Annotated in this window: 23 protein-coding genes and 2 pseudogenes; 6 read left to right on the top strand and 19 right to left on the bottom strand. The window is 39.1% G+C overall.

Annotated elements, in window-relative coordinates; translation table 11 throughout:
* Positions 1-131: 131 nt before the first annotated feature.
* From SCALIN_RS18475 to SCALIN_RS18485, 4 genes are all read right to left on the bottom strand, one after another.
* A complete protein-coding gene (locus SCALIN_RS18475) occupies positions 132-2,312 on the bottom strand; it encodes an MGH1-like glycoside hydrolase domain-containing protein (protein ID WP_096895931.1) in 2,181 nt (726 codons plus the stop codon).
* A 440-nt stretch (positions 2,313-2,752) separates the two neighbouring features.
* Positions 2,753-4,066 (bottom strand): ISKra4 family transposase, encoded by a 1,314-nt coding sequence (locus SCALIN_RS18480; RefSeq protein ID WP_096894570.1) that lies wholly within the window; start codon positions 4,064-4,066, stop codon positions 2,753-2,755.
* Positions 4,067-4,191: 125 nt separating this feature from the next.
* Positions 4,192-4,365 carry a hypothetical protein gene (locus SCALIN_RS22880; RefSeq protein ID WP_203415563.1) on the bottom strand — a complete coding sequence of 58 codons (174 nt, stop codon included), beginning with the start codon at positions 4,363-4,365 and terminating at the stop codon, positions 4,192-4,194.
* The gene (locus tag SCALIN_RS18485) at positions 4,362-4,856 is read right to left on the bottom strand and encodes a DNA adenine methylase (RefSeq protein WP_203415564.1); all 495 of its coding nucleotides are present in this window, start codon (positions 4,854-4,856) and stop codon (positions 4,362-4,364) included. Before SCALIN_RS18485 ends, SCALIN_RS22880 begins: the two co-directional genes overlap by 4 nt.
* Before the next feature lie 275 nt (positions 4,857-5,131).
* Here SCALIN_RS18485 and SCALIN_RS18490 point away from each other — a divergent pair, with 275 nt between their 5' ends.
* The 3 genes from SCALIN_RS18490 to SCALIN_RS18500 all read left to right on the top strand — a co-directional run bounded on the left by SCALIN_RS18490 (position 5,132) and on the right by SCALIN_RS18500 (position 7,153).
* On the top strand, positions 5,132-5,803 hold the full coding sequence (locus SCALIN_RS18490) for a tyrosine-type recombinase/integrase (protein ID WP_096895932.1): 672 nt from the start codon (positions 5,132-5,134) through the stop codon (positions 5,801-5,803).
* A 67-nt stretch (positions 5,804-5,870) separates the two neighbouring features.
* Positions 5,871-6,038, top strand: coding sequence for a hypothetical protein (locus SCALIN_RS24165; protein ID WP_420885447.1), 168 nt, complete (start codon positions 5,871-5,873; stop codon positions 6,036-6,038).
* Positions 6,035-7,153, top strand: a complete 1,119-nt coding sequence (locus SCALIN_RS18500; protein ID WP_096892569.1) for an IS91 family transposase — start codon at positions 6,035-6,037, stop codon at positions 7,151-7,153. The genes SCALIN_RS24165 and SCALIN_RS18500 overlap by 4 nt, the downstream gene beginning before the upstream one ends.
* 110 nt (positions 7,154-7,263) lie before the next feature.
* Here the strand turns inward: SCALIN_RS18500 and SCALIN_RS22410 are convergent, their stop codons facing one another.
* The 8 genes from SCALIN_RS22410 to SCALIN_RS18535 all read right to left on the bottom strand — a co-directional run bounded on the left by SCALIN_RS22410 (position 7,264) and on the right by SCALIN_RS18535 (position 15,190).
* Positions 7,264-7,425, bottom strand: coding sequence for a hypothetical protein (locus SCALIN_RS22410; RefSeq protein ID WP_162532133.1), 162 nt, complete (start codon positions 7,423-7,425; stop codon positions 7,264-7,266).
* 26 nt (positions 7,426-7,451) lie between these two features.
* A complete protein-coding gene (locus tag SCALIN_RS18505) occupies positions 7,452-7,964 on the bottom strand; it encodes a lipocalin family protein (protein WP_096895933.1) in 513 nt (170 codons plus the stop codon).
* Positions 7,965-7,972: 8 nt separating this feature from the next.
* Positions 7,973-8,599 carry a CIA30 family protein gene (locus SCALIN_RS18510; protein ID WP_162532407.1) on the bottom strand — a complete coding sequence of 209 codons (627 nt, stop codon included), beginning with the start codon at positions 8,597-8,599 and terminating at the stop codon, positions 7,973-7,975.
* 273 nt (positions 8,600-8,872) lie between these two features.
* Positions 8,873-9,523: a hypothetical protein gene (locus SCALIN_RS18515; RefSeq protein WP_096895935.1), complete on the bottom strand. Its 651-nt coding sequence runs from the start codon at positions 9,521-9,523 to the stop codon at positions 8,873-8,875.
* A gap of 208 nt (positions 9,524-9,731) precedes the next feature.
* Positions 9,732-10,028, bottom strand: a complete 297-nt coding sequence (locus SCALIN_RS18520) for a hypothetical protein (protein WP_096895936.1) — start codon at positions 10,026-10,028, stop codon at positions 9,732-9,734.
* A gap of 605 nt (positions 10,029-10,633) precedes the next feature.
* Positions 10,634-12,706 carry a hydrazine synthase subunit beta-gamma fusion subunit gene (gene hzsBC, locus SCALIN_RS23640; protein WP_096895937.1) on the bottom strand — a complete coding sequence of 691 codons (2,073 nt, stop codon included), beginning with the start codon at positions 12,704-12,706 and terminating at the stop codon, positions 10,634-10,636.
* A 31-nt stretch (positions 12,707-12,737) separates the two neighbouring features.
* Positions 12,738-14,564, bottom strand: coding sequence for a multiheme c-type cytochrome (locus tag SCALIN_RS18530; protein WP_096895938.1), 1,827 nt, complete (start codon positions 14,562-14,564; stop codon positions 12,738-12,740).
* A gap of 104 nt (positions 14,565-14,668) precedes the next feature.
* Complete coding sequence (locus SCALIN_RS18535) at positions 14,669-15,190, bottom strand: multiheme c-type cytochrome (RefSeq protein ID WP_096895939.1); 522 nt, start codon at positions 15,188-15,190, stop codon at positions 14,669-14,671.
* A gap of 619 nt (positions 15,191-15,809) precedes the next feature.
* Between SCALIN_RS18535 and SCALIN_RS18540 the strand changes: the two genes are divergently transcribed.
* Entirely contained in the window at positions 15,810-16,364 is a 555-nt protein-coding gene (locus SCALIN_RS18540) for a hypothetical protein (RefSeq protein WP_096895940.1), read from the top strand.
* 178 nt (positions 16,365-16,542) lie between these two features.
* Here SCALIN_RS18540 and SCALIN_RS18545 read toward each other — a convergent pair whose 3' ends face one another.
* From SCALIN_RS18545 to SCALIN_RS18555, 3 genes are all read right to left on the bottom strand, one after another.
* A complete protein-coding gene (locus tag SCALIN_RS18545) occupies positions 16,543-16,971 on the bottom strand; it encodes a pyrimidine dimer DNA glycosylase/endonuclease V (protein WP_096895941.1) in 429 nt (142 codons plus the stop codon).
* Between the two features lie 76 nt (positions 16,972-17,047).
* The gene (locus SCALIN_RS18550) at positions 17,048-17,422 is read right to left on the bottom strand and encodes a sirohydrochlorin chelatase (protein WP_096895942.1); all 375 of its coding nucleotides are present in this window, start codon (positions 17,420-17,422) and stop codon (positions 17,048-17,050) included.
* Positions 17,423-17,741: 319 nt separating this feature from the next.
* Positions 17,742-18,383, bottom strand: a complete 642-nt coding sequence (locus SCALIN_RS18555; RefSeq protein ID WP_096895943.1) for a hypothetical protein — start codon at positions 18,381-18,383, stop codon at positions 17,742-17,744.
* A gap of 267 nt (positions 18,384-18,650) precedes the next feature.
* Here SCALIN_RS18555 and SCALIN_RS18560 point away from each other — a divergent pair.
* A pseudogene (locus tag SCALIN_RS18560) lies at positions 18,651-19,331 on the top strand (deoxyribodipyrimidine photo-lyase); the annotation flags it as partial.
* 104 nt (positions 19,332-19,435) lie between these two features.
* Here the strand turns inward: SCALIN_RS18560 and SCALIN_RS18565 are convergent.
* Positions 19,436-21,043: a hypothetical protein gene (locus SCALIN_RS18565; protein ID WP_096895945.1), complete on the bottom strand. Its 1,608-nt coding sequence runs from the start codon at positions 21,041-21,043 to the stop codon at positions 19,436-19,438.
* A gap of 155 nt (positions 21,044-21,198) precedes the next feature.
* Between SCALIN_RS18565 and SCALIN_RS18570 the strand changes: the two genes are divergently transcribed.
* Positions 21,199-21,810, top strand: coding sequence for a hypothetical protein (locus SCALIN_RS18570; RefSeq protein WP_203415565.1), 612 nt, complete (start codon positions 21,199-21,201; stop codon positions 21,808-21,810).
* Between the two features lie 103 nt (positions 21,811-21,913).
* Here SCALIN_RS18570 and SCALIN_RS18575 read toward each other — a convergent pair whose 3' ends face one another.
* The 3 genes and pseudogenes from SCALIN_RS18575 to SCALIN_RS18580 all read right to left on the bottom strand — a co-directional run bounded on the left by SCALIN_RS18575 (position 21,914) and on the right by SCALIN_RS18580 (position 24,372).
* Positions 21,914-23,236: an ABC1 kinase family protein gene (locus SCALIN_RS18575; RefSeq protein WP_096895946.1), complete on the bottom strand. Its 1,323-nt coding sequence runs from the start codon at positions 23,234-23,236 to the stop codon at positions 21,914-21,916.
* Positions 23,237-23,242: 6 nt separating this feature from the next.
* A complete protein-coding gene (locus tag SCALIN_RS23520; protein ID WP_261341044.1) occupies positions 23,243-23,374 on the bottom strand; it encodes a hypothetical protein in 132 nt (43 codons plus the stop codon).
* A 46-nt stretch (positions 23,375-23,420) separates the two neighbouring features.
* Positions 23,421-24,372 (bottom strand): annotated as a pseudogene (locus SCALIN_RS18580) (YbgA family protein).
* Positions 24,373-24,418: the final 46 nt, after the last annotated feature.

Consider the following 24,418-nt stretch of genomic DNA (forward strand, 5'->3'; position numbering starts at 1 on the left):
AAATGTTCTTCTGTTGCTTCTGTATATTGAAAGATTTTATAGCATATCTGAATTGTTTCAAGCTTTATATCAAAATAGCATAATCAAGTTAATATTTGCGAGTAACAAACTCTTTTTTAATCATGAAAATCTCATCGATTTAATTTCCAATCATAGTAAATATATTCAAAGGCAAGATCTTTAGACTTCTGCCTGAGAAACTCTCGTGTCTTCTCCTCAGCAAGATAATCAAAAATGAAATCAATAACACCTGATCTACCGCCAAAATCTGATTCATACCAGCGGAATATTTCAGAAAGCATAATTTTGTCTTGCTCAGGTAAGACAACTACTTCCGAGGAATTGACAAAACTCATCGCAGCTTCACTCAGTTGATCATAGATTTTTTTCGAATCATAATAGTCAATGGGAGGACAAGATCGCGAGCCACATACCATTGCAAAGTGAATACGGGGATCCTCTGGAAGAATGACCCATTTTCTTCGTTTATCCCTGTGACCGAACTGCTTAAAGGGACGGAACCAGGGGCGCTTGTTTCCCCTTAGAATACCGTGTTCTATATCATCCGGGGAAAACAGGTATCCTCCAATATCGTACTTCACAGAGCTGAAGAAACCAGGAACCTCTTTTACAGACTGCCGGATGCCAAGTTTTGTGATACCATCTACAACAATCGTATTGTAAAGGTTTACCCAGAAAGCTATTTTTTCACGGTGACCCAATAAACTGGAAGGATCGAATTTTTGAAGACCATTCGAAAGAAGACGATAGGTACGATATGCATCTGAATCAGCAAGCTTATGGTAATCGACACGGCCTCGCGTTGTATCGTAAAACATATCCCTGAGTCTCCTGATACTTTGCATGAGTTCAGAACTAAGATTTTTATCAGGTACATCAGACATATACTTGCCATCGTTGAGGACTGTACCTCTGGATATTTCTGCTTTCAATTTTTTTGCCAGCCCAACACCCTCCTTTTTCTGAGAGGCATAGAATTCTTCTACGATATCAATGAACAGAGCTGCTGTCCAGCTAAAGTTGTCTGTGCCGTATCCGGTACCATCAAATGAATCAAAATACTCATGAAACCCATGTCTTATCGGAAGTTGGATCAGATCTTTTTGAAGAGAATCGGCCTTCAAGGTATATCCGTATCTTCTTAAGCCGTGGGCTAACATCCAGTTTATATTTATCCAGACTGGACCTCTCCAGTAATTAGACCGGTCAAAACCTTCTTTTTGAGTATCGTAATTGGGAATCGTGAAACAATTATCCTGATTGAGTGCACAGAATGACGTTGAATTCATTCTGTTGTAAATCTTTTGAGCCTGTTCGCGTGTTGCCGCGCCGGCAAAAATAGGTAAAAAGCCCGCAGACGTATCCACTTCAATAAATCCATCGACAACAAGATCATATGCATCAAATACATCGTGTTCTTTCTGCCATAACTTATCCCTGATAGCTCCAGCTGTTTTTTCAGTCCACTTCTTTGGTGTTTCCGTATCCTCACCGATCAATTCAGCAATATGAACAAGCGATTCATTCGCACGACAGAGGATTGAGTTAAATAATGGGTCCTGAATAAGAAAGGGACAGTCTGTGCTGATGCGGGCTTCGTCGTATTCGTTTTTACGAAAAAGATCAACCAGATATACGTAGCGGTCATAGTCATCATCACTGGGACGCATCTTTGGATCGACACCGTGTTTTAGGTCTTTTCGTTCATAAGAGGGGAGCAGTGTTTTGTCTACTGTTATTCGCTTGAGAGGTACGTCCCACGTCGGTGAATTGTCGATCCCTGATTCCCATGGATGCCGGATATAAACAAGCCCTTCATTTTTCGGATCTCTCTCCCGATACAGATACTCATGAAGCTTCAATAGCCTGGGGTAGATGCGTTTCAGGAATGGAAGGACCAGCTGGAGTTTCCTCGCGTTCATGTATATTTTTTCAGCGGCAATAGCATGCACAGGCGGCATGGTAATTCCAGAGGTGAGATGTGTCTCAGGAGCATGGGGAGATAATTCTGTTAACCAGAAATCGGGTTCAGGAAAGTAATGACCGAGGGCCTCTCGATTGAAAACGATCTGAGGAACCATGCCATTGGACCATTGCGCCTTGAATAGTGTTTCTACTTCCTGAATAGCCCGTTCAGTATCATAGTGTGACCTGCCGATGGCAATAAAGGCGGAATCCCAGTTCCACTGGTGCGGGTAAAGGAAAGGTGAGGGCTTTGTTGATGAACCCAACCAGTTATCATCGAGAATTTTTTTAGCCTTCTCAATATAATCAAAAAATATGCGTGACATATGGTCAGCCCCTGGTTTTTTTTCTTTACCCTTTTGTTATTAGTTTGTAGATAGACTAAAACCTTCACTGATTTGCTTTTCACAATCATTCCAGATTTTAATTTTTTTCCAAACTAATAATAAAAAGCAGGTACGCAAAGTTTTTTGCAACACCCACCTTCATGAGGAGGCTTAAGGTAGATGCAGACCGTACGCACCCGCTTTATAAAAACAGGTCCGAAAGGCTCATTTACACCGTACAAACTTCCCTCTCATAACATAAACCGTTAAAAGGTCGCTTGCAGGTCTTGCGCACCTGACATAATATATAACAATGTTTTAATTAATTTGGTTCCTCAAACCATGAAAATTAAAAATTGATGATTTACATATAATGATTGTTTGAATGTGTTAAGTGATGCGATGAGCTACAAGGGGAGTATTCCCATTTTTTTGTAAATTTATTTAACGAGTCGGAGACTTTTCCTAGATTTTTTGTTTTTAATTCTTTCTTGGTCGTCTTTTTTGTATTTTTCGATAATTTTATCGTACGTACCGTTATATTTCGCACATCTGATCTTGAGCATGTTATTAGCATTTTGGGCATACCACCAAGCTCCTGATCGTTTAAGCCTTGTATGGCTAATGAATTTATTAGCGCTTTCAATCGCACCGCTACCAATGTGATACCCTCCTCGCTTGGTGGTATCGTAATGCATCTTTTCGCAATGATTTGTAAGGTAGGTATAAAACTTATCAATTTTATCCTGAACCTCTTGAGTTTGCGCTTTCATCTTTCCAAGACCGCCAAGCACATCTTCGTGGTCGCCAAAATGTATTCTTGTCAAAGTCGCCTCGCACCACTGGCGAGACTCTCTTGTCTCTTTTCCATAATGTGCGTTACCCACACCATGTACATACTCTGAGCAATGGTAGTAGTCGAGGATTTCTTTTGCTGAGGGAAATATCTCTTTGCAACGGTTCCAAATCCAGTGAGCTCCGTCTCCTATGATTCCCAAGCGTATCTCCGCTTCGGGGATAAGACCTGCCTCCTTGATCTTCACTAGATCTTGAGCTAATTCGTGATCTTCGCAGACCTGATGCCAGCTGATTAAATGATTAATGCTTGTACCATCGATGAGATAAAGCCTAAAACCTTTAATCTCTTTCCATTCTCCTTTTCCTCTTTTCTCTTTGCGGCGGTGAGGGCTGGGCTCTGGACGCATCGGGCCGTGGGCTCCATCCAGGGCGAGCATCATAATGGGACGACGAAACTTATTCTTTGAGATGTTTTCTATCTTTTTGTGAATCTCTTCTTTAGACGGACAGATATCTAAAATCCCCACTTCCTGACCTATGGTATTCGTGGCCTCATGCATATGATGTTCGCTTAGCTTTACACCAGTTATCCTCTCGTAGGTCTCGCTGGCCGTCTCATAAGCGGTTTCGCTAGACAACCAGGCTTCAACATCCTGTATATCATACTGTTTCGAGGATCGAGACAACCCAAGGGCTTCATCTAATGGATAATTTCCAAAACTGCACGCTCTGCAATAAAAATAAGGTCTCTCCAATTCAAATTGACCCGCAAGGGTCTGGATTGTCCTGGATAATTTGTCGTGCCTTTGCATGCTTTTGCCGCAATCGGGGCAGTCACAATTTTGCTGATTCAATAAATGACCGAACTTCCTCTTTATCAATCCAAGGATCATCTGACCCAATATTTCGGATCTTTCCTGAAAAACAGCTTTTGAGATTTCTCCTAAATCTTCCATTGGGTACTCTCGCTCAATCTTGTCAAGTCGCTTGTCCAAAAAGTCATAAAATAAAGTTCTCCAGTTCTCTGATGACTCTGCTTTTCTCGCCGCAAAACCCAAAAATATCTCCTCTTAAAATATTTCTATTGTTCCCTGACTATATCCATCGCAGAGAGTAACGCCTGGCGCTCTAATATTGGCATTGATTGAAGTCTCGCCGTCCACCTTTGTGTTTTTCTCTTTATCCGTTCTCGTTCACGAAAGTTATTGCCAAGATAACGATATTCATGTACTTCCACCGGAATATTATAGTTCATCCATAGCCACTCTGTCGCCACACCATGGTGACAGGCCGCCTGATAACTATGTGTATGCCATCCCTTCGAGACTCTCTGTATAAAAGCGACTCATAACCGGATATCATCACCATGCAAGGAAGTGATTTCAATAATTCCAAAAGTACCGTGTGGACTTTATGGCTATATTCATATTTATAGAGCCGACCACTCTTCCTTCTTGTCTCACGAATGTACGGTGGGTCACAATATATCAGCTCGTTGCCAGTGAAAGGATAATCATTCAGATAATTAATTGCGTCATCATGGACCAATTCAAAACCTGGTGGTTTAACATTCGTCCACATTTCAACAACATCCTGGTCTAATTCTATCCCAATATTACTTCTGGCAGGACGTTTGTTCCGCATAACTGCGCCACCGCCCAAATGTGTCTCTATGTAGACATCATGGGGTGGCATAAGATTGATTAACTTTTGGAATACTCCTCCTTTGCCTCCTGGATAATTCATAAAAGCAGTATCGCTGAAAAGAAAGAGGATGTCAAGATGTTTTTTTATATTTTACAAAATAATGAGAATACTCCCAGCTACAAGTAATAACGCTTTCATAAATAATTCCTAAGATTAATATGTTGTTTTAAATAAAAAGGTTCTGCTAACAAGTGGAGCAAATTGTTGGACGAAGCCGCTATCGCGGAGAACAAAATCGGAAATTTATTATATAATGTAACCTCACACCCTCAACGGGAGGGTGAATCTATTAACAAATAGGAGGTTACAGGTCTATGAAAACATTATCTCAATCCGATTTCAACAAAAATTACCAAACGCATCTAAAGCACCTACGCTTGAAAGGACTCCGGCCAAAAACAATCGAGGCTTATTCACGTGCCATCCGACGGATCGGTGATTATTTTGACAATCAGATACACGATCTATCTGAACAGCAACTACTTGACTATTTTTCCAATCTCCTCAATACCCATTCATGGAGCGCAGTCAAATTAGACCTCTACGGACTAAAGTTTTTCTACACTCATGTGCTTCATAAGCGTTGGGAGCAAGTAAATCTTATTAAACCACCCAAAACGCAACGTTTGCCCGATATTGTCACCATTAATGAAGCCCACCAACTTTTCCAGGTGACGAGAAAACTCAGTTACCGGGCCTTCTACGAGGTTCTTCACAGTCTTGGTTTCCGCCTGGGTGAAGGACTACGTCTTGAGGTTAGCGAGGTAGATTCTCAGCGAATGCGGGTGCATATCCGCGATAGCAAAGGCAATAAAGACCGTTTCGTACCCCTGGCAAAGGTAACCCTGAATGTCATACGCCGTTTTGGGCTTGTTCATCGCACTCCACTCTTTATATTTCCAGGCCGTCATGGGGGCTTGAAATCAGCCCACCTGGCAAAAACACCTCGAATAGAAATGGCGTTCAGGCCACTCTGCGTAAGGTAGCCCGGGAGTGTGGAATTAAAAAAAAATTACACCACACAGTCTGCGACACAGATACGCAACCCATCTGATTGAGGCGGGTGTTGATCTGCTTGAAGTACAAAAAATCCTCGGCCACCACAGTATTTTAACCACTGCCAAATATACCCACCTGACCTCTCATACAAATCGTAATGCCTTGCAATTAATTAATGATTTGATGAATGGTTTTTCCATAGAATGGGGGAATGTTATATGATATCTCTCTCCTCTATAATTGAGACCTTCATTGCTGACTTTATCACTCTTTATCATGGTTCGATCCTGCCAAGTCAATTCAAAGCCCTGGCAGCCATGAAGGATTGTCGCACTACGCAAAGCCGCGTCATGCTGGTCCAATGTAATGACTGTGAAAAACAGGTTTTTGTACCGCACTCCTGCGGTAACCGCAATTGTCCTCATTGTCAGAGTCATGAGTGTCAGCAGTGGTTGGAGCGTCAACTGAAAAAAGAAGTGCCTGCTGACTATTTTATGCTCACCTTTACTATACCCAAAGAGCTTCGATCATTAGCATGGCAGCATCAACGCTTGCTTTACTCGATAATGATACAGTGTTGTTGGGAAACCGTAAAAACCTTTGTCCAAAATGACAGCGTATTACAAGGAAACGCTGGAGCCATCACTGTTTTGCACACCCACTCTCGCTCTCTCGATTACCACCCGCATATCCATCTGGTAATGCCAGCCGGGGCCATCAATCAGAAGAAAAAGCTTTGGAGCTTCAAAAAAAGCGAAGGAAAGACGCGGTACCTTTTCAATCACAAAGCGCTGGCTAAAGTGTTTCGAGCAAAAATGCTCGATGCCGTGAACAAAGCGGCTCTTACGCTTCCAGTTAATTATCCCAAAACATGGGTCGTCGATTGCAAATTTGTCGGCAACGGTGAAAAGGCACTGGTCTATCTTGGTCGTTATCTCTACAAAGGGGTCATTCAAGAGAAAGATATTATTACGTGCAAAGATGGTCAGGTGACCTTTCGTTACCAGGATAGTAAGAGCAAAAAAATGCTCACAAGAACACTTCCCGGCCCGCAGTTTCTCAGGTTGATTCTCCAGCATGTTCTACCCAAAGGTTTCAGGCGAACACGGAACTTTGGTTTCCTCCACCCTAATAGCAAACGCTTGATTGCATTGCTTCAGTACCTTACCGGTATCAACCCGAATAAGTCGTCAGCCTGGTTCAGAGAGCGTCCAAAGCTTACGTGCAAATGCTGTGGAGGAATAATGAAGATCATAAAAACGATGATACCTCCATCACACAAATCCAGGTCTTTCCCCTACAAGTTAACAAAAGAGGAGGCTGTTCTGGTTATGTAATCGAATCCGCTATGCATCTAAGATTTGCAAAAACGGCATTATCGGGTCGAGATGGCCCCCGTTTGCCCAAATTTGAGGTAAAATGGCCGAAAAACCATGTTCTGTAGCTCCTAAAGCATGACGACAGCAATTGAAAAATCCACTTCTTTGGCTTCATAGCTTCTGCGGTAAAAAAGAGAAGCAATCTTCATAAGATATTTTCTTATACAATGTTTAGCACCCAAACAACGGGCTTGTCCAACAAACGGTTCAGATTGTGGTTCGTCCCTCACACAATCTAACCTTATTCGTTAGACAACTACTCATGTTCTACATATATTAGTTTATTCGTATCAAAACCCAATGCTGCAGCTTTTGTTAAAAGGCGATCTTTTGTCTCTTCTTTGATTTTTGGGCTTCTCGCCAGAAGCCAGAAATAGGATTTGTTGGGACCGGATACAAGTGAATATTGATAATTCTCATGGTCAAGTTCAAACACGATATAAGAACCATAAAAGGGGCCAAAGAAAGAAACCTTCAGATAACCCTGATCAGACCCTTTTACAAAATAGGCCTTCCCTTCAGCTTCCTTCCATCTGTTTTCTTCAGCAGAATAACCGCGGTTTAATACTCTGACACCACCGTCATCCCGCAAACTGTAATCTGCTGTTATTCTGACCAGGCCTCGTTCAAATGAATGGTCCAGTCTTGCAATTTCGTACCATTTACCCAGATATTTTTCTAACTTGAAATTATCAACGGGCTGCACATTTTCAGGTATCCCAACACACCCCATCAAGAATAAAACCAATGCCATTGATATTTTTTTCATCACTGTTCTCAAGGAAAGTTGAAATTATCTTGCTTCTGTGTATATGCTTTAATCCAATCAATCTCAAGTTGAAATTCACCTGCTTGTTTATTGGATATCAGGAAACCAATCTGTTGAATTTCTTCAGGACGAATAGGTTCTACGTCTTCAAGAATACGCCCTCTGAAAACCGGTACACACTCATGAAATGGAATGGATACTTTCATCCAGGTATCAGCTTCTGTTGCGAACGGATATCGATAAGATACTCCATCGAGGCGGTCACTTGTTCGTAACCGTAATTGGTATATTCTCCCATCTCCTTTTACTCGAAGCAGAATCCCATTGTAGCCATCCAAATCATATGGACGAGGTATTGTTCGCGTTGATGCAAAGCCACCGTTATTCTCAAGAGAAACGGTTCCTTTAAAAATGGCTGTGTTGCTGTCGCTATAATCGATTTGGCTTTGTGAGAGCCCACCCATAACTCCATCGTTTAGAATCCGCCAATCTTCAGTTTCATCTGAATTATTGAAGTCAAATATGAGACATTCCTGATTATCCATGCTTTTGTATGCTTCTTTTGCCAAGGTTTCTGGTTTAAAAGATAAGAGTATTATTACAATTAGTGAAAAATAAAACATAACTCTTTTCATAGTTGAATACTCTATTATTCTGATAATAATTATATAAAGCGTGTCAATGGCACGAATAGAATAATGAAATGATTCCCGTAAAGATGTTATAACCATAAGATGAATATTTGTGAGGGTCAATCGTTTTCAGTTTCTTTTTTGCTTGAAAAGCTGCACTCTGATTATACTCCCTGTGTCTTGACAAGTAAATTGACAATAATTTTGGATTCATGGTATGTAAACCAGTCTTTTTTAAATTTCTCCCTAGCCAGCAAATATAGGTGATATCGCTCCTTATTTGAAAGAAGTTTCTGTCTCTTCGCTAAAATTTATAACTTCGTCTCTGATTGATTCAGGTGATATGTCCAGTTTAGATAAAATATATTTTTGAATAACATTCCATTCAGGAATTTGTGTTATCCTCAACTCAGGTTTTTGTGATAAGGGAATGAATTTGCCTGCATAAGGATAGGCATAGGTTGTTAAATATGCAACTTTGGAAGCCTCGTTTTGCTTAAGGTTTATCTTCATTGTCCCAAAATTTACTACTGTATCAGAAGCATCAATATTAATTCCGGAACTCTGATGTACAGGAAAACCAAAATTTCCTAGGGAATGGCGAAATTCAATCGATGAAATGTAATATTGACCTTGATCTAGTGGTATGTATACAAATCCATTTTCATCAAGTTTAAAAGCTCTGAGTTTTTTATCTGACCTTTCTTTAAAAAAGATGGTAAACCCTTCACTATTTCCTAAAGGTATGTCGTTATGAAGGAACACAAAACGTCCTGTGAGTATCTTCTTTCCATTTAAGTCAGAGGATTGCTTAATGTTTAATGCTGTTGTGCTGCAGCCAAACAGAAAAGTTGCCAGAGCTGAAAGAATCAGTATTTTTTTAAAAGACGCTATGACGGGACGTTTATTTTTATGAGAAAAATTCATAATTTCAGCCTCCATGATTTATATAAAAGGTTAATATGCTATTTGATTATTCAGGAATGAGATTCATTCTCTAAGACGTAAACAAAACGGAACTAAGTTTGTGTAATTGATATAATGAGTTCAGTTTTCAATAGTTTCCAAATTCTAAAATGAACTGATTTTTTCAATTAGATCAGTTTATTGAAAGCAGTTTAATTCTCCTCATTATTTAGAGACTTTGTATCTTGAAAAGTAAATCTACAATCATTTCAGACTCTTGTCTCCCAAACCATTTTTTCTTCAATTTGTTTTTAGCTAACCTGCGCATTTCAGTAACGGTTTCTTCCCAGTCCAGTCTAGATTTGCGTTCCATAAAAATCCTGTTTCCATCATGACATATCAGACATTTTTTAACTATTTTTTGAGCTACAACATCACCACGGAAAATCGATCCTCTTTTATTAAGATACTTTGCTATGACATATAGATCTTGGTTACGAAATAGCTCTGGAGCCTTATCTATCATCCTTTTTATAATTCTCAGCCACTCTCTTCTGGTTTTCTTTGTTATAAGAATTCTGTTTAAAGAGTGACACCCCGTACACCTGTCGATAACGAGCAATCGAGCATCAGCATATTTTTTCTTCTTAGGAAAAGAGGCTATTACATCATTTTTGGTTTCAAGGATTTATAGATTATCTGCTCTCCTTCATCAGGTGTTATCCAGTAGGGGCACTTCTGGACCATTCTGATGATACAGGATCTCCACTCTTTTCCAATCATATAAAAACAGCAAGGAAATAATCGGTCTTTCAGGAATATCTACCAGAAATCAAACCGATAATAAATATTACAGACCAGAGCAATGTACGTATCCAGTTTGTTAATACCAATCTTTTAATTACTTCAATTGACTTACCTTGCTTTTGTAGTCTTTTATGAGAAGGAACTGATAAGGCAAAAGTAGATAACCAGCAACATATTACCATGATTGCACCTGCACTCTCTAAAGCTTTTAGTTCTGTAAAACAGTTTTTATGGCTTATTAAACTTTCATAAAATACATAATAGAGAATGATAGTGCAGGTGACCGACCTCCATTTACAAGGAGATCAGTCACCTGCAATTAATTTATAAAGCTTTCATAAACTCGACAAGATCCTGCAACTCCTGGTTAGACAGATGTGATGTAATACCGTGCATATCAGTTGTTGTGCAAGTGTTATCAATAGTATTCATCAAAGTCTGCGCACTACCATCATGGAAATATGTACCTGAAGCGTAGATATCTCTCAATGTTGGAGTATCAAACTCTTTTACAAGATCAAGTCCGATAATTGGCACATCGTACTCTTCACTATAAGGCTCTACACCTGATTCAAGAACAGTAGTATTAAAAACAGCTCCAGGTGTTGTCCTGAAACCATCTCTACCGACTCTTCCGGTTCCGACATCATGAGTCTGAGCATCACTAAACAGAGCCCTTGGATTCTTAGGATCTCCAGGATGACACTCTATGCAGCCAACCTTTGGATCACTAAATACTTTCCATCCTCTTTTCTGAGCTTCAGTCAACGAACCATCATCATTTCTGAACGGACTTCCTGTGAACTCTAAAGACCTGATGTAAGCAATCAAAGCCTCAAGTCTTTCAGGAGAGAAATTCTCACTTCTGAACACAAATCCAGGGTCACGACCACATACCCTGTCAATTGATGATGTTGCACCAACGATTTCATCAGGATGTCCTGTGAAACCTTCGTGTCTGAACGGAGGAAGATACCTTCCACCCCTGATGTACTTCGTGTTCTTCCAGCTACCCCAACCTTCATCACCAAGGTCCCAGATCGTGCCTGTTGTCTGACCTCTTTCATAGTGGCAGCTTGCACATGAATACTCACCCTGCAGCGTCCATGATGCTTCATTAAACAAAAACTGTCCATATCGTACTAATTCACTCTTATATGGAGAGTGCTTCACTCTGTAATGTACTTCTGGAACTGTTAAAGGCTCACCTCTTTCGAGTGGCTCCCAATCAGGACCTGTTTTTATTGTAGCTATTACTACAGGCTCTTCACCTACCTGAATAACTGATACACTGTTTGTGAAATAGTTAGCAGTGTACAATGTTTTACCATCCGGTGAAAGAACAACTGAACTTGGACCCAGACCAACATTTACTCTGTCTACCAGATAGTCAATCATAAGAGTCAAGTCATTCTTCATATCGTCAAGCTCTTCTTGCGTGCTTGAAACAACGATGTCCAACAGCTTTTCCAGATCAAGAATTGTTATCCTGTGCATACTTCTAACACCTATAAAAGCATACTTTCCGTCTGGTGATACTGTTACACCATATGGATTTCCGTCATAGTTGTTGTGCTCATCAAGCGGCATACTTGCTACCTTACCACCTTTTTTTGTCTCTACAACTGCAAGGTTGTTAGAGAAAATCTGAGCATTTTCTGCTTCACAAACAGGCAACCAGTTCTTTGGCTGTTCCATTGTGACAAGAACGTACTTTCCATCAGGTGTGTACTCTACACCCCTCAGGTTACAACTCTGATAGATATTTCTGTGCTCAATAACCCTTCCTGTTGCAAGATCAACGAAATCAACACCCCTGTTGATCTTACCTGTTGTATCCAGGATTACAGCACCAGTTTTTCCATCAGGTGAGATAGCGATATCTCTTGGACCGTAATCAGTAGTTCTGATTTCACCTACTTTGTTGTTCATAGCGGTGTCGATAATATCTACCGTATTCCACATACTACCTGAACAACACACATAAGCCTTTGATCCGTCTTTTGACAGCTTTACACTACAAGGCCAGTCACCAACTTTAATTGTTTTAACAACAGCCTTATTACCTACATCTATAACGGAAACAGTGTCACTTTCAGCATTACAGACATATAAAGTGCGACCGTCCTGTGTATAAACACTAGCTTCCGGCTGTACCTGTACAGGCACCTCTCCGGTCACCTTTCTTGACCTCGCATCAACAAACGTCACGCTATGTCCCGACTGATTACAGAGGGCCAACTGGCCTCCATCAGGCGAAACTGCTACGTGGAATGGGGATGGATGCTCTGTCCTTACCCTTGTGCCCTGTATAAAGCCAGCACCAGCACTTTGAACCAGCGCCAAGCTTAGTATTCCCGCACTCAGGAATCCCAATATCCAAGCCTTTTTATTCATTTTTTCCTCCTATTAAAAATTATCTAAAAATTCAATCTTTCTTTCTCACTCTGAAGACTACGACAAATCCAGCGAGTACAAGTCCGGCGAAAACAATAATACCGCCAACCAATCCCGCAGATCTTTTTCTTTCATTTTTACCTAACAACTTGTCAGTTTCCAGAGCACGATAAAGCTTCTGTGCCTCACTTTCCATTTCGTTTACTCTCTGGAATACTTTTGATGCACCGTACCACCATGAAATATCCTGTTGAACGTGTGCGGTACCTTTATAAGCATGAGCCTTATCACCAAACCACAGGTTTGTGTATATATTCTCAATGTGAGACGGGTTATTTCTTCCCGCCATAAAGACAGTGTATACACCGAGAATTGGACCATATACAGGCACTTTTCCTCCAGTGGTTTTAAACGCATTATAAATACCTTCACCCAGCAATCCAGGGCCCAGCGCGTCCGCAAGGACTTCGCCCATCGGGAATGGATCACGTTCTGATACCGGAGGGTCAAATGCATTGGCCGCAGCTAAACCATCCATAATCAGATGCGCCCTGTCCTGCATCTTCCACATCTCAAACATCATGTCGTCCAGATTCTCAAGATAGAGCCTGCCCCATCGTGGACTATGACAATTTGAGCACATCTCAATCCACTGTTCTCTCTTCTTTCTATTTGCTTCTGAATATATATCAAGCTTGTAATCGAGAGGCGGTAGCTTTACTCCATAAGGATAATCCTTTAATGAAGATTTAAATTCCACACTTTTTGGCGGAACGGTACCCATTCGCCATATACCTTTTGCGGCAAGTGTATGAGTGAATTTTCCTTCTTCCTGATACATATGGCAGTATTGACAGGTCGGTGTCCTGTAATCCTTACCTGGTACTATCTCGCCGAGCGGCTTATCCCAGTCCCACTCCTCTCCTTCCATATGATAAATCATTCCCATCTTTGACTCCATATATGACTCAGCGTCAGGATGGTCAAATCCCATATGGCAGCTGACACACGCTTCCGGTCTTCTTCCTTCTGCGGCAGTAAACTTATGCCTTGTGTGGCATATATCACATTTTTCAGTTGTCCCGTGACAGTAGTCACAACCGAACATTGATGTCAGATAACCCTGCCTGGCTAATTCCGGATACCATGGTGGTACAACATTAGCAGTAAAGGTGTCTACATGATTAGGACGCCCATACTCCATTTCATCTAAATATTCATTTACCTGTTTAGGATGACAATTACCACAGATATCCGGTGTGGGCATATGAAGCTCGTTATGGTCTTTACCGTGACACTCGCTGCAATCAACTTTATCCAGATCTCTCTCAATAAGCTCTTCAATCTGCCTTGTTCTTATAGCAAAAAAGTCGCTCTTTTTCGGATCAGCATGTGTTGATGCCCTCCAGTCATGAACAATACCAGGTGTGACCTTTTCGTGACACTCAATACACTGGTCAGCCTTGTACTTTTCAAGAAGTTGATCATAATATGTCCCTTCCGGTCTTACATAATGCCTTGAAGGGAACCAGTACATATGTAACGGCTTAGGCTTGTAAAAATCCTGCCAAGGTCCCGCACCTTTTTCCAATCCAACATGGTCACTATACAGAGCTCTTGCCGCAGCAGATGGATAAACCTCGCTATAATAATTCCTGGCCCTTTCATGCATTTCCCTGGTAATAGGCTCTAACCCGGGACCTCCAATACCGTCTGCGGATGCTTTGTCGGCTTCAGCGCCTGTATATTCCAATTCACCTAAATAATCCGGTTCTGTTGATGCACTTGCATTTCCCGCGTGCAACACACAATAAACCGAAAAGAAAACTACTAACGTACACGTTTTTAGAAGATTCATTATGAAATCCTCCTTTACATTTATCTAAAAAAATAAAACATTAAAAATGATCTCTTTGTGCCTTTTAATTATTAAACAGTCAAAAACTATATAACTGCTTGACTTCATTTGACAAATATTGTTTTATCCTTAGGGAGTTCATGGTAAATCTCTTCTGCGCCATCGCTCTGCCTCTTCTTCTCTGCCTCGCTTACAATACGCTGATACTTCGGTTTAAACCATTCATAAGGATCATGCTCTTTACTCTCTCTGAAAAATTTCACTCGTATCTCATGTCTCCTGCTTCTATGGCAGCCTTCTGTTCCTCCACATTTGTTATAGGCAGGAGTGATTTTAGCAATCTTCTGACCCTCAGTTGCCTGACCTCTATCCATAAAAAACGCATATACCTCACCTGGACCGTGGCAAGCCTCACAGGTAATACCCTCTTCTTCATATGTTCCCGTCTCTTTATTGTAGCCGCTAGTGTGGCATTCATAACATTTCTTCCTATACTCCTCGTCTCCTTTGATGAAATCAGGAGCTTCTTTGATTACATTAAAGCTTTCGAATTTTACCCTCTTCCATCTTTCGACATACGGAGCGGTAAGCCCTGTGTGACACCTGATGCATTTCCCGCTACCCATGTAAATTTCTTTTTCATTCGTCTATTTCTTTCAAATAAAGTGAGAAAATATTCCGAATAGGTTGATATGCTCAAAGAATAATGTTCAGGTAAAAACTCTTACTTTTGCGGTAACCCTTTTACGCCGTAAAATATGTTCTAACAAGGAATTTATAATATCTGCTATTTTGTATTGAATCCTTTGATTTATCATGGAAGGGAGCCTCCAATATAAAAATTACTTAAAATAAGTGAATAGACATCATTTTCTATTCTTTACTACAAGAATAACAAGATCAATGTTTCTTAATAATGATTATTGACTAAATAAATTTCCAGTTTCTTGATAAAGAATGTGTTGGGGCAATAAAATTATTGAGTAACTTCCACCTGTTTTTCATCAGACGTTAAACATTTTTTAAAATATCCCGCTTATGATGTAAACCATTAGTATTCTTCTTTACCGTAGCGATAAGTTTTATACCTTCCATGAAATTAGTGATATTTTTTTAATATGCCAGATTATCCTGATGTTTTCGTATATTTTTTCTATTGCTTTTATTCAACAATTCTTCTATCCTTCCGCTATATATAGCAAATTATCTCATCATCATAGTCACATACACCATTAGTTAAATAAAATGACTAGATATAGGGATTATAAATACGAATATAGAATTGATGATAAAGATGCAATTACTTTTGTTGACCAGGATTGGTTACAATTTGCTCAAGAGAACGAAGCGCCTGATTTGACATTGGAGAAAGTTATTGGCAGCAATCTGTTGGGCCATATAGAAGATGATGCAACACGAAGTTTATACAAGAACCTCTTCGACCGTATACGTACATACGGCATTTCTACATTAATACCTTATAGATGCGATTCTCCAACCTTAAGAAGGGAATTTGATCTTATTATCCAGCCACTTGAAAACTGGGGTATTAAATTTAAAAGTAAAATTTCGAGTATTACCATTAGTGACTACAATCCACTGCTGGACATTTCTGTGCCAAGATCAAAACAAGTTTTTGAGATATGCAGCTGTTGTAAAAATGTTCTGTTTCCAGATAAAACATGGAAGTCGCTTGAAAGAGCTTTAACCAGGGTTAATTTGAGTGATTTAATAGTACCTGAAGTTACCAATAGTGTTTGCCCTAAATGTACACAATTATTGCAGGAATGGATTAAATGAGGTTAATTTCAATCTATAGATCAGTTTTTATTATGAATCCTTGTTGTTTGTATCTTCCTTAAAGAAGGAGTCCTCCAGCTATCCACCTCAATCAATATCACACCAGTAATATCACTGGTTCATTATCTAAAAATTGTCACTATTGCTTTCAATGAAGTAGTTCGTGTGTTAGATCTGGTTACAATATTTCCCATTCTTCAATACTTCCTTTTATCTTTTTGAAAATCGGATGGATTTTGATTCTACGAATTATTGTTAACTGATTATATAAATAAGGGTCTCTTTCTTTTAGTTTTCTTAATAGATGCTTGAATTCATAATCAACCTGACCACTTGTGACAATAATTTGATTTTTATTTCGTCTCGTTCCAATTTTGCTTCGGTTGAAGTTATAACCTCTTCTGTCGGCCTCATCTGCCACATAGGTTAAATAACATGCAATGGCGCCAATTGGATTATTGGTGTTTTTAAACCTGGTTAATTGAGGATGGTTCTTATATCCCTTCGTATTTCCCTGTAAAACATTCTGGGCAAGAAGGCATTCTCTCCATAGTGCTATCAATCCCTTAGAATCTAAATAACCAGGATGTATAGACCAGATTCTCATCTATAATTGTATAAATATAACATGTAGTCCTGCCGTTACTATATAACGAAAGATTTTAAAGCGTATATGAATTGTTTTAACTTTGCTTTGTTGAATTAGCTGATGCAATCAACAACTCCATCATTAAATCTGAAGCACCAAGGTGGGGAGCAATTCTAATATCAACATCAGGGTGATTTTTAATGGTGTCGTTGACAATATTTGGAATGTCTTCAATTACATGTCTACCTGAATTTAGAAAATATGGTAAGACAACAATAGACGATGCTCCTTCATCGATACATTTTTTAATTCCATCAGGTATTAAAACTTCTGCCAGTTCTAGAAATGCGGCATTAACGATATCGTAGTGCATAAAACATTTCTTTCTCAGTTTATCTGCAAGTAAAACAACTTCATCGTTAGACTGTTGACGTCGGCTGCCGTGAGCTACAAGTAATAACGCTTTCATAAATAATTCCTCAGAGCTATATGTTGTTTAAATAAAACAGTACCTTTTTTAATAAGCGGAGCAGGTTGTTGGACATTGGTTACTCACACTTTTATGTCGCTTAAAACAATTGACGAAACTAAACATCCCATTATGCTCAAAGCCAACGTTATTAATATTTTTTTCTTCACTTTTTTTACCTAAGATGCCTGCAAAATTAGTTGAGGAATGCATATATAGTAACAAATAAATCTATAAAATGATATTTTCTAATTTATTTATTGCTGTCTTGTCGAAAGATGTAATCTTAAACTGCTATTAATAAACACTTCCATGTTTTTTACTTTTTGCCTCCACACAATATGATTAAATGGCTAAGTGCCTTTGCTATATTTTCTGCTTCTGCTTCGTTAGTTGTATATAACATGCAGTTTTGAGCTTCATAGTGCGATGCAGGGTGATTTTTACCAGTTTGATTGAACATTGAAGTTACTTGTTCAATGTTGTTTTTGTAGACCTTCCATTTACTTGCAGGTTTTGCTTTAATTTTGATTTTTATGTGTGGTGGGTATATTGCCTTCATTACGTCATCACCTTCTGTAGGATTTATTTTGTAGGTCAGGGTAATCTTTGGGTCCAGATTTTCCATTTTTATCACTTCTGTAATTTTGGATTGTGATTTTGATAATGACTCATTGTCTTTCGTGGTTATTGCAGACCTGGTATTATTTTTTTCAATTATTATTAATTCCTTGTTCACAATTTTCAATTTGTAATTTTCCTGCTTCGTTCCCACTACCTGCCTGCCCATTAATTTTGCCGAAAAATAGGTTTTTATGCCAGTTGCTTCCGGTATCGTTCCTTCCAGATAATTTATCGTTTCATCAAGTGCCGGTTTTTCAATAGCAATTGCTGTTTGCAGTTTGGGTGTTATTATTAATACCATCAAAATATATATTAATATTTTTGTTTTTTTTCTCATCACATTCACTTGATCCCTGATAAGTTCTATGGCACTGATTTGGTTAGTTTAAAAGTGTAGAAATTATTTACAAAAAATAACAGAAAAAATATTTTCTTTACTTAACATGTTGCATGCAAATGAACATTGCTTAAAACAAGCAGGCAGACAATATGATTAATTTTATTACTACTTAGTATTACAAATCAATTGTGGTATATGTTTCAAAATTATTATTATTGTTGAATTGAAATCATTACATCTGCATAATATAGTTTTAATTCTGAGGGTTTGAAAGAAGTTGAAAAGACACTTTCAGAAAAGAATATTAATTTTTTTCTGATTACCGGTTTACCAGATAAAAAAATTCCAGAATTTGTAGAAAAACATAAAGTTGGGATACTCATTACAGATTTCAGTCCATTACGTATATCAAAAGAGTGGAAGAAAGAGATAGTACAGAGAATTGGCATACCATTTTACGAAGTAGATGCACACAACATTATTCCATGCTGGATTGCTTCATCAAAACAGGAATATGGAGCATATACCTTGCGCCCAAAGATACACCGCGCATTACCAGAATTTTTAGAAAATTATCCAAAGCTGAAGAGACACCCTGTCACCTGGAAACGGAATAAAGTAAAAACGGATTGGAAGCGAAGCATGATGACGTTGAAAATAGATAAAACCGTTCTTCCTGTAGATTGGTTAAAAGCAGGTGAGAAGTTTGCGCAAAAAGCCCTCCTCAATTTTGTAAAGAATAAGCTGCCGTTATATGATAAAGAGAGAAACGATCCGAACAGAGACGCACAATCTAATCTGTCTCCGTATATTCATTTTGGACAGATATCTGCTCAACGTATAGCACTTGAAGTAATAAAAAGTTCTATAGAGCCTCCGCATAAACTCGCACGAAAAGCGCTTGATGCAAAAATTTTTTTCAATCGTACTTCAAAATTACGTTAAAAGAAGACAGTATAAAACTGCACAGCACCAACAATGGAGATAATTTGCAAATTTGAAAACACCTCTCCTACGGTTTTTTGTTTTTTACTTTAAAAATCACCAATTTAATTCTGTAACAACAGATGAAAAGCAATCATCGTCTTGTCCAGGTATGCCTGAAACGCAAGATTCCCTCTCTTGCTTAAACGATCATCACCAATATCACACTTCAAGCGCTTTATCATCCGCTCAACTGAAGGACGACGTGTCATTATTGCCTTGAATCTCTTTGCCATTGGAGGATCTTCCGTGTCTATGTGGGGTAATAACCCAAATGATATATTAATCATCCTGCCAGTTAACGAATTGGGACAACACTCTACCTGATGCAAGCATGTTGAACACACCGGTTCACCATCTGTATCCGTTGGCGCATGGTAAATGAATTTTTCTTTTTCATAACGCATTCCTTTGTAATCCATCTCATGGCCACCATTGCATATTACCACACCATACGGCGTTATCTTCTCCATGCCACGCGGCAAACCATCTGTTATTCCATTCTTGCGCCTTGGATTTAAAGATGCCTTTAATTCTAAGCCGAGTTTGTCCATAAACTTATCTTTCAAATCTCTGCTATCACACGCGCTATCATACAACGCTCTTTTAACCGATTCTTCAATCACCGGATATGTATCAAATACCTTTTCTACATGTGGAAAATATGTCTCTCCATCATGTGTCGGTCCATCCAACACTGCTCTTGCATCCAGAGGCACGCCTTGACGTGGAAAACCTACAATACTTGCTTTGTGCCCCCAATACATCTTTGTTATGGATTTCACGATTGTCCCCGCTCCTTCATCTGCCAATACCCAGTCATGTTCACACTTGTCTCTGTCCTGACAGCGACACCTCTTAGTCAGCTTTGATTGCGACTTCTTCTGCTCCTCCTTACCATCTTCGTCCTTATACTTTACTGTCTCAAACCCTGAATATGCATAATAGTGAGTTGTATCTCCTACTACTTCCTTTTCTATTTTAATCGCACCTGTCTCTATGTTCTCAGTTACCAGCGCAATCTTCATCTTATCCCATAGCCCCCACTCACTCATGATCTGGTCAAATTGCTGCAGTTTACGCTCACTTGGTATATGCCTGCTACAATACTCATCCCTTTCCCCCTTCGGTGCAAATCCACATACTCGCACAAAACTCGGATTACTCTTCAATAACATGGACACTTTTTCCGGCTCGCACGGAAATCCCATTAGAGCTGTACCCAAAAAACTTTTTAACAACGCAAAAAAACATTTTGGCCTCTTACCTCCCAATCGAAATGGCACTACCCCGGGAGATATACTCAGGGGACTTACCATCCGCTGCTTTGATTCAGCCGCTACTTCATAAAGCACATCACCTCTCTTCTCCTTGTCAACTTGCATTGTTGCTCTATTAAACAAAAGCTCCTGTCTTGCATCTTCTTTGCTCTGAGATAATACTACTTGCTTTTGGGGTTGATTTTTCAGCCTCTTTCTCTCTTCTCGTTTATTAAATTCATAAAGTGCATCGTAGTACTCAGCACCGAAATTACGGTGTTTCTCCCAGGGAAAATAATATAAAGCCCGAAACCATTCCGCATCTGGTGTATTAAGCAGTACTTTGTCATCTTCGTGAACAGTGTGAATTAGTAGCGGTTTTTGGTTGATTTGAATTTGTGATATTGGTAGCATTCTAGCGTGTCCTTTCTTGTATAGTAGTTTGTGTTATTGTGTGACTTCTATTATACAAGTTGGGCACCGTATTTTGTAATTCTACTATTGGATTTTGTAAATTATTTCACAAAACCCTTTAAAATACGGCTTACTGGCTCGTTGGCACATTATTCTTGTCGCTCCTTTTACAAAATATTGCCTCTAACTCTTTTTATAACTCTTTTACTATCAACATCTTTGTAAGTTTATGCGTCTGCTCTATAGCAAAAGAGCTGAAAGATTCATTTTTAGAAGAACTTATTGTCAGACGCGAATTAGCTGATAATTTCTGTTATTACAATCGGGATTATGACACTATTAAGGCATTTCCCCGTTGGGCAACCGAAACATTAAGTAAGTACAGGAAGGACCGGAGAGAATATCTTTGTACCCGGGACCAACTTGAATATGCTCATACGCACGACCCCCTCTGGAATGCTTCACAGATGGAAATGGTGAAACGGGGAAAACTGCATGGTTACATGAGGATGTATTGGGGCAAGAAAATTATGGAGTGGACTTCATCTCCTGAGCAGGACCTGAAGATTGCAATTTATCTCAATGATAAATATGAGCTCGATGGAAGAGATCCAAATGGATATAGCGGTATTGCCTGGTGCATGGGTGGGGTACATGATCGTGCATGGAAGGACCGTAGCATTTTTGGGAAGATACGCTATATGAATTATAATGGCTGTAAATCAAAATTTGATGTTCAGACGTATATTGAAAAATGGCTTGGTTAATGTGTGAAATTTGTTTATAGTGTCAGCCGTTTTTCTTACAATCTATCGAATAAAACATGTACTTATAATAATGCAAATACACATAAACAAGTTCTGAAACATTTCAGGCACATTGCGCAACGTTACTCAGTTTTGCTCTTCTGGTTTTAACTGTTGCACCCAGCTGGTTTAATAAATTATATAATCCAAAATAGGTTCGATTAATATAAATGCTATGCTTCGAGCCCCTTCCCTTTTTAGAATTGCGTACTTCCTCCATGTTCGAAATCTGTTCACTCATCCGGTAAATACTCTGAAAATACTGATCGTTACTGAAATCAAACTCCCTCATATGAAATGGCTTACCAAGTAGTTGTATTAACTGTTTGTACAGCCTGATGAATAGTGATTTTTCTTCGGGAGTGTCTTCAGGATAAACAAATTGCAGATCATAGAAAATCTGTTCGAGCTCTGCTTCACGGCTAATTATATCCTTATTGAGAAGGCGAAAATACTTTGAATGGAATTCTTCAGGGATAACCTTTACACATCCAAAATCCAATATGCCAAGCTTTCCTCCCGGCTGCACTATGAAATTACCGGGATGAGGATCTGCATGTACTTGTTTCAGGTCATAAATCTGGTAATCATAGAAATCCCATAAAGCCTGCCCTAATTGATCTCTTAAAACCTGGTTGGGACTGGTCTGGACGAATTCACTGAGGTGCAGGCCGTCAAGCCAATCCATAGTTATAATCTTTTTATCTGAATACCTGGGGTAGTAGGCCGGAAAAACCATATTATCAAAAGGTGAACAGCTTGCAGAAAGTTCTATTGAACGCTGAAGTTCCAGTTCGTAGTCTGTTTCTTCCAATAATTTGCTTTCTACTTCTTCCATGTAATGATCAAGGTCTTTTTTGCTGATATTCAATAACCGAACTGCAAAAGGTCTTATCATTTTCAAATCTGATCTTACACTATCTGCAACTCCTGGATATTGAATCCTTACCGCCAGCTTTCTGCCATTAAGTGTTGCCTGGTGAACCTGTCCTATGGAAGCTGCATTTATTGCCGATTTGGTAAATGTATCAAAAATTTGATCCGGTTCTTTCCCGAAATATTTTTTAAATGTCTTTATAACCAATGGGTATGATAATGGTGGCGCACAGTATTGTCCCATGGCGAATTTGTTCTGGTAAGCTTTTGGAAGCATGTTTTTATCCATGCTCATCATTTGGGCGACCTTTAGAGCGCTGCCTTTCAATTCACTCAGCGTATTGTAGATGTCTTCAGCATTTTCTTCGTGAAGGTTGCTTTTGTTGACCTCTTTATAGAAAACTGTTTTACCATAATGTTTAAGATAATTGCCTCCTACCTTAACACCCGTTTGAAGTACACGCGATGCTCTCTGAACTTTAGAAACCGGTATTTTTGATTGTTCTTTCATAGTAATTCAGGTCCTGCTTTTAATATAGAATTTTGCAAAATCAATTACAGAATCAATATAGTACCGTATTATCTCCTCCTTCATGTCGATACTTTTTTTTGTTTCCTTTTGTTTTGTCTGAGTAACTTTTCTTGCCATGGTGTTTTAACTCCCTTTTAAAGTGGAAAGTTATGTGTGGTTCTATTTAAACATGATTTCTCAACATAAGTTCCACTGGATGAGGTTTCAGATAGTATTGTCTTTTCAGATAAGATATATTGTATTTTCTCACATAGTGGTTAAGCAGGGTAACAGGAACAACAAGGGGTATAAATTCTTTATGATAACTTTCTATGGTTCCACGCAACTCTTGTTTTTCGTCAGAGGTTAAATGTTTTTTAAAATACCCCTGAATATGTTGTAACGCATTGGTATTCTTCTTTACCGTTGCAATCAGTTTGAGGCCTTCCATTAGATTTCTGATATATTCTGAGAGCAGATTTTCACGTTTGTTTTTTTGGGTATTTGCTATTAAGCTACCAAGGAGTGAATAATGTTTTGGACTGTGTGCCATAATAAGAAGCTTGTGATCTGTGTGAAAATCTATCAGGCCTTTCATGGAGGCACCTTTCTTTTTTAATTTCTGCCATCGTTTTAATACGAACATTCTCTCAATAAAGTTTTCTCTGAAGCGGGGATTATGGAGCCTTCCATCATCTTCTACCGGGATCAGAGGAAAATGCTTAATAAAAGCCCCTCCAAATAAGCCTTTACCCGTTTTCGTTACACCACCAGATGGGGTATACACTTTGACACTCCCTATCCCAGAGCTTGGTGATCTGCTCTTGAAGATAAAACCGCACAGATTTTCCTTTTCAAGTTTTTTCAGCTTTTTTTCTGCCCACGTTGACATCCTTTCCGTGTAATCTATGCCGGTTTTAATTGTCAGGAGGCGAGGAGTTTCAGCGCTTCCGAACAGATGCATCGGTTCTCTGGGTATTGGAAGACCAATCTCTACTTCAGGACATATAGGGATAAACTCAAAGTACTGCCCGAGTGTATCAGTGATAAACCGTGTCCAGCTGATGATTTCCATCGTAACGTACTTTATCTCCCAGCAAACAGGAACTTATTCCAATTTTGATTTTTTCAGCCATAGTTATGCAGTTTCTTTCTACATTAGTAAAAGCTTACTTTATGTGA

This window comes from Candidatus Scalindua japonica, assembly GCF_002443295.1.
Lineage (GTDB): Bacteria > Planctomycetota > Brocadiia > Brocadiales > Scalinduaceae > Scalindua > Scalindua japonica.

Excerpts from the sequence above, each read along its gene's own strand:
- SCALIN_RS18475 (WP_096895931.1), bottom strand. The coding sequence starts at position 2,312 with ATGTCACGCATATTTTTTGATTATATTGAGAAGGCTAAAAAAATTCTC.
- SCALIN_RS18480 (WP_096894570.1), bottom strand. The coding sequence starts at position 4,066 with ATGGAAGATTTAGGAGAAATCTCAAAAGCTGTTTTTCAGGAAAGATCC.
- SCALIN_RS22880 (WP_203415563.1), bottom strand. The coding sequence starts at position 4,365 with ATGAACTATAATATTCCGGTGGAAGTACATGAATATCGTTATCTTGGC.
- SCALIN_RS18485 (WP_203415564.1), bottom strand. The coding sequence starts at position 4,856 with ATGAATTATCCAGGAGGCAAAGGAGGAGTATTCCAAAAGTTAATCAAT.
- SCALIN_RS18490 (WP_096895932.1), top strand. The coding sequence starts at position 5,132 with ATGAAAACATTATCTCAATCCGATTTCAACAAAAATTACCAAACGCAT.
- SCALIN_RS18500 (WP_096892569.1), top strand. The coding sequence starts at position 6,035 with ATGATATCTCTCTCCTCTATAATTGAGACCTTCATTGCTGACTTTATC.
- SCALIN_RS18505 (WP_096895933.1), bottom strand. The coding sequence starts at position 7,964 with ATGAAAAAAATATCAATGGCATTGGTTTTATTCTTGATGGGGTGTGTT.
- SCALIN_RS18510 (WP_162532407.1), bottom strand. The coding sequence starts at position 8,599 with ATGAAAAGAGTTATGTTTTATTTTTCACTAATTGTAATAATACTCTTA.
- SCALIN_RS18515 (WP_096895935.1), bottom strand. The coding sequence starts at position 9,523 with ATGAATTTTTCTCATAAAAATAAACGTCCCGTCATAGCGTCTTTTAAA.
- SCALIN_RS18520 (WP_096895936.1), bottom strand. The coding sequence starts at position 10,028 with ATGATAGATAAGGCTCCAGAGCTATTTCGTAACCAAGATCTATATGTC.
- hzsBC (WP_096895937.1), bottom strand. The coding sequence starts at position 12,706 with ATGAATAAAAAGGCTTGGATATTGGGATTCCTGAGTGCGGGAATACTA.
- SCALIN_RS18530 (WP_096895938.1), bottom strand. The coding sequence starts at position 14,564 with ATGAATCTTCTAAAAACGTGTACGTTAGTAGTTTTCTTTTCGGTTTAT.
- SCALIN_RS18535 (WP_096895939.1), bottom strand. The coding sequence starts at position 15,190 with ATGGGTAGCGGGAAATGCATCAGGTGTCACACAGGGCTTACCGCTCCG.
- SCALIN_RS18540 (WP_096895940.1), top strand. The coding sequence starts at position 15,810 with ATGACTAGATATAGGGATTATAAATACGAATATAGAATTGATGATAAA.
- SCALIN_RS18545 (WP_096895941.1), bottom strand. The coding sequence starts at position 16,971 with ATGAGAATCTGGTCTATACATCCTGGTTATTTAGATTCTAAGGGATTG.
- SCALIN_RS18550 (WP_096895942.1), bottom strand. The coding sequence starts at position 17,422 with ATGAAAGCGTTATTACTTGTAGCTCACGGCAGCCGACGTCAACAGTCT.
- SCALIN_RS18555 (WP_096895943.1), bottom strand. The coding sequence starts at position 18,383 with ATGAGAAAAAAAACAAAAATATTAATATATATTTTGATGGTATTAATA.
- SCALIN_RS18565 (WP_096895945.1), bottom strand. The coding sequence starts at position 21,043 with ATGCTACCAATATCACAAATTCAAATCAACCAAAAACCGCTACTAATT.
- SCALIN_RS18575 (WP_096895946.1), bottom strand. The coding sequence starts at position 23,236 with ATGAAAGAACAATCAAAAATACCGGTTTCTAAAGTTCAGAGAGCATCG.
- SCALIN_RS23520 (WP_261341044.1), bottom strand. The coding sequence starts at position 23,374 with ATGGCAAGAAAAGTTACTCAGACAAAACAAAAGGAAACAAAAAAAAGT.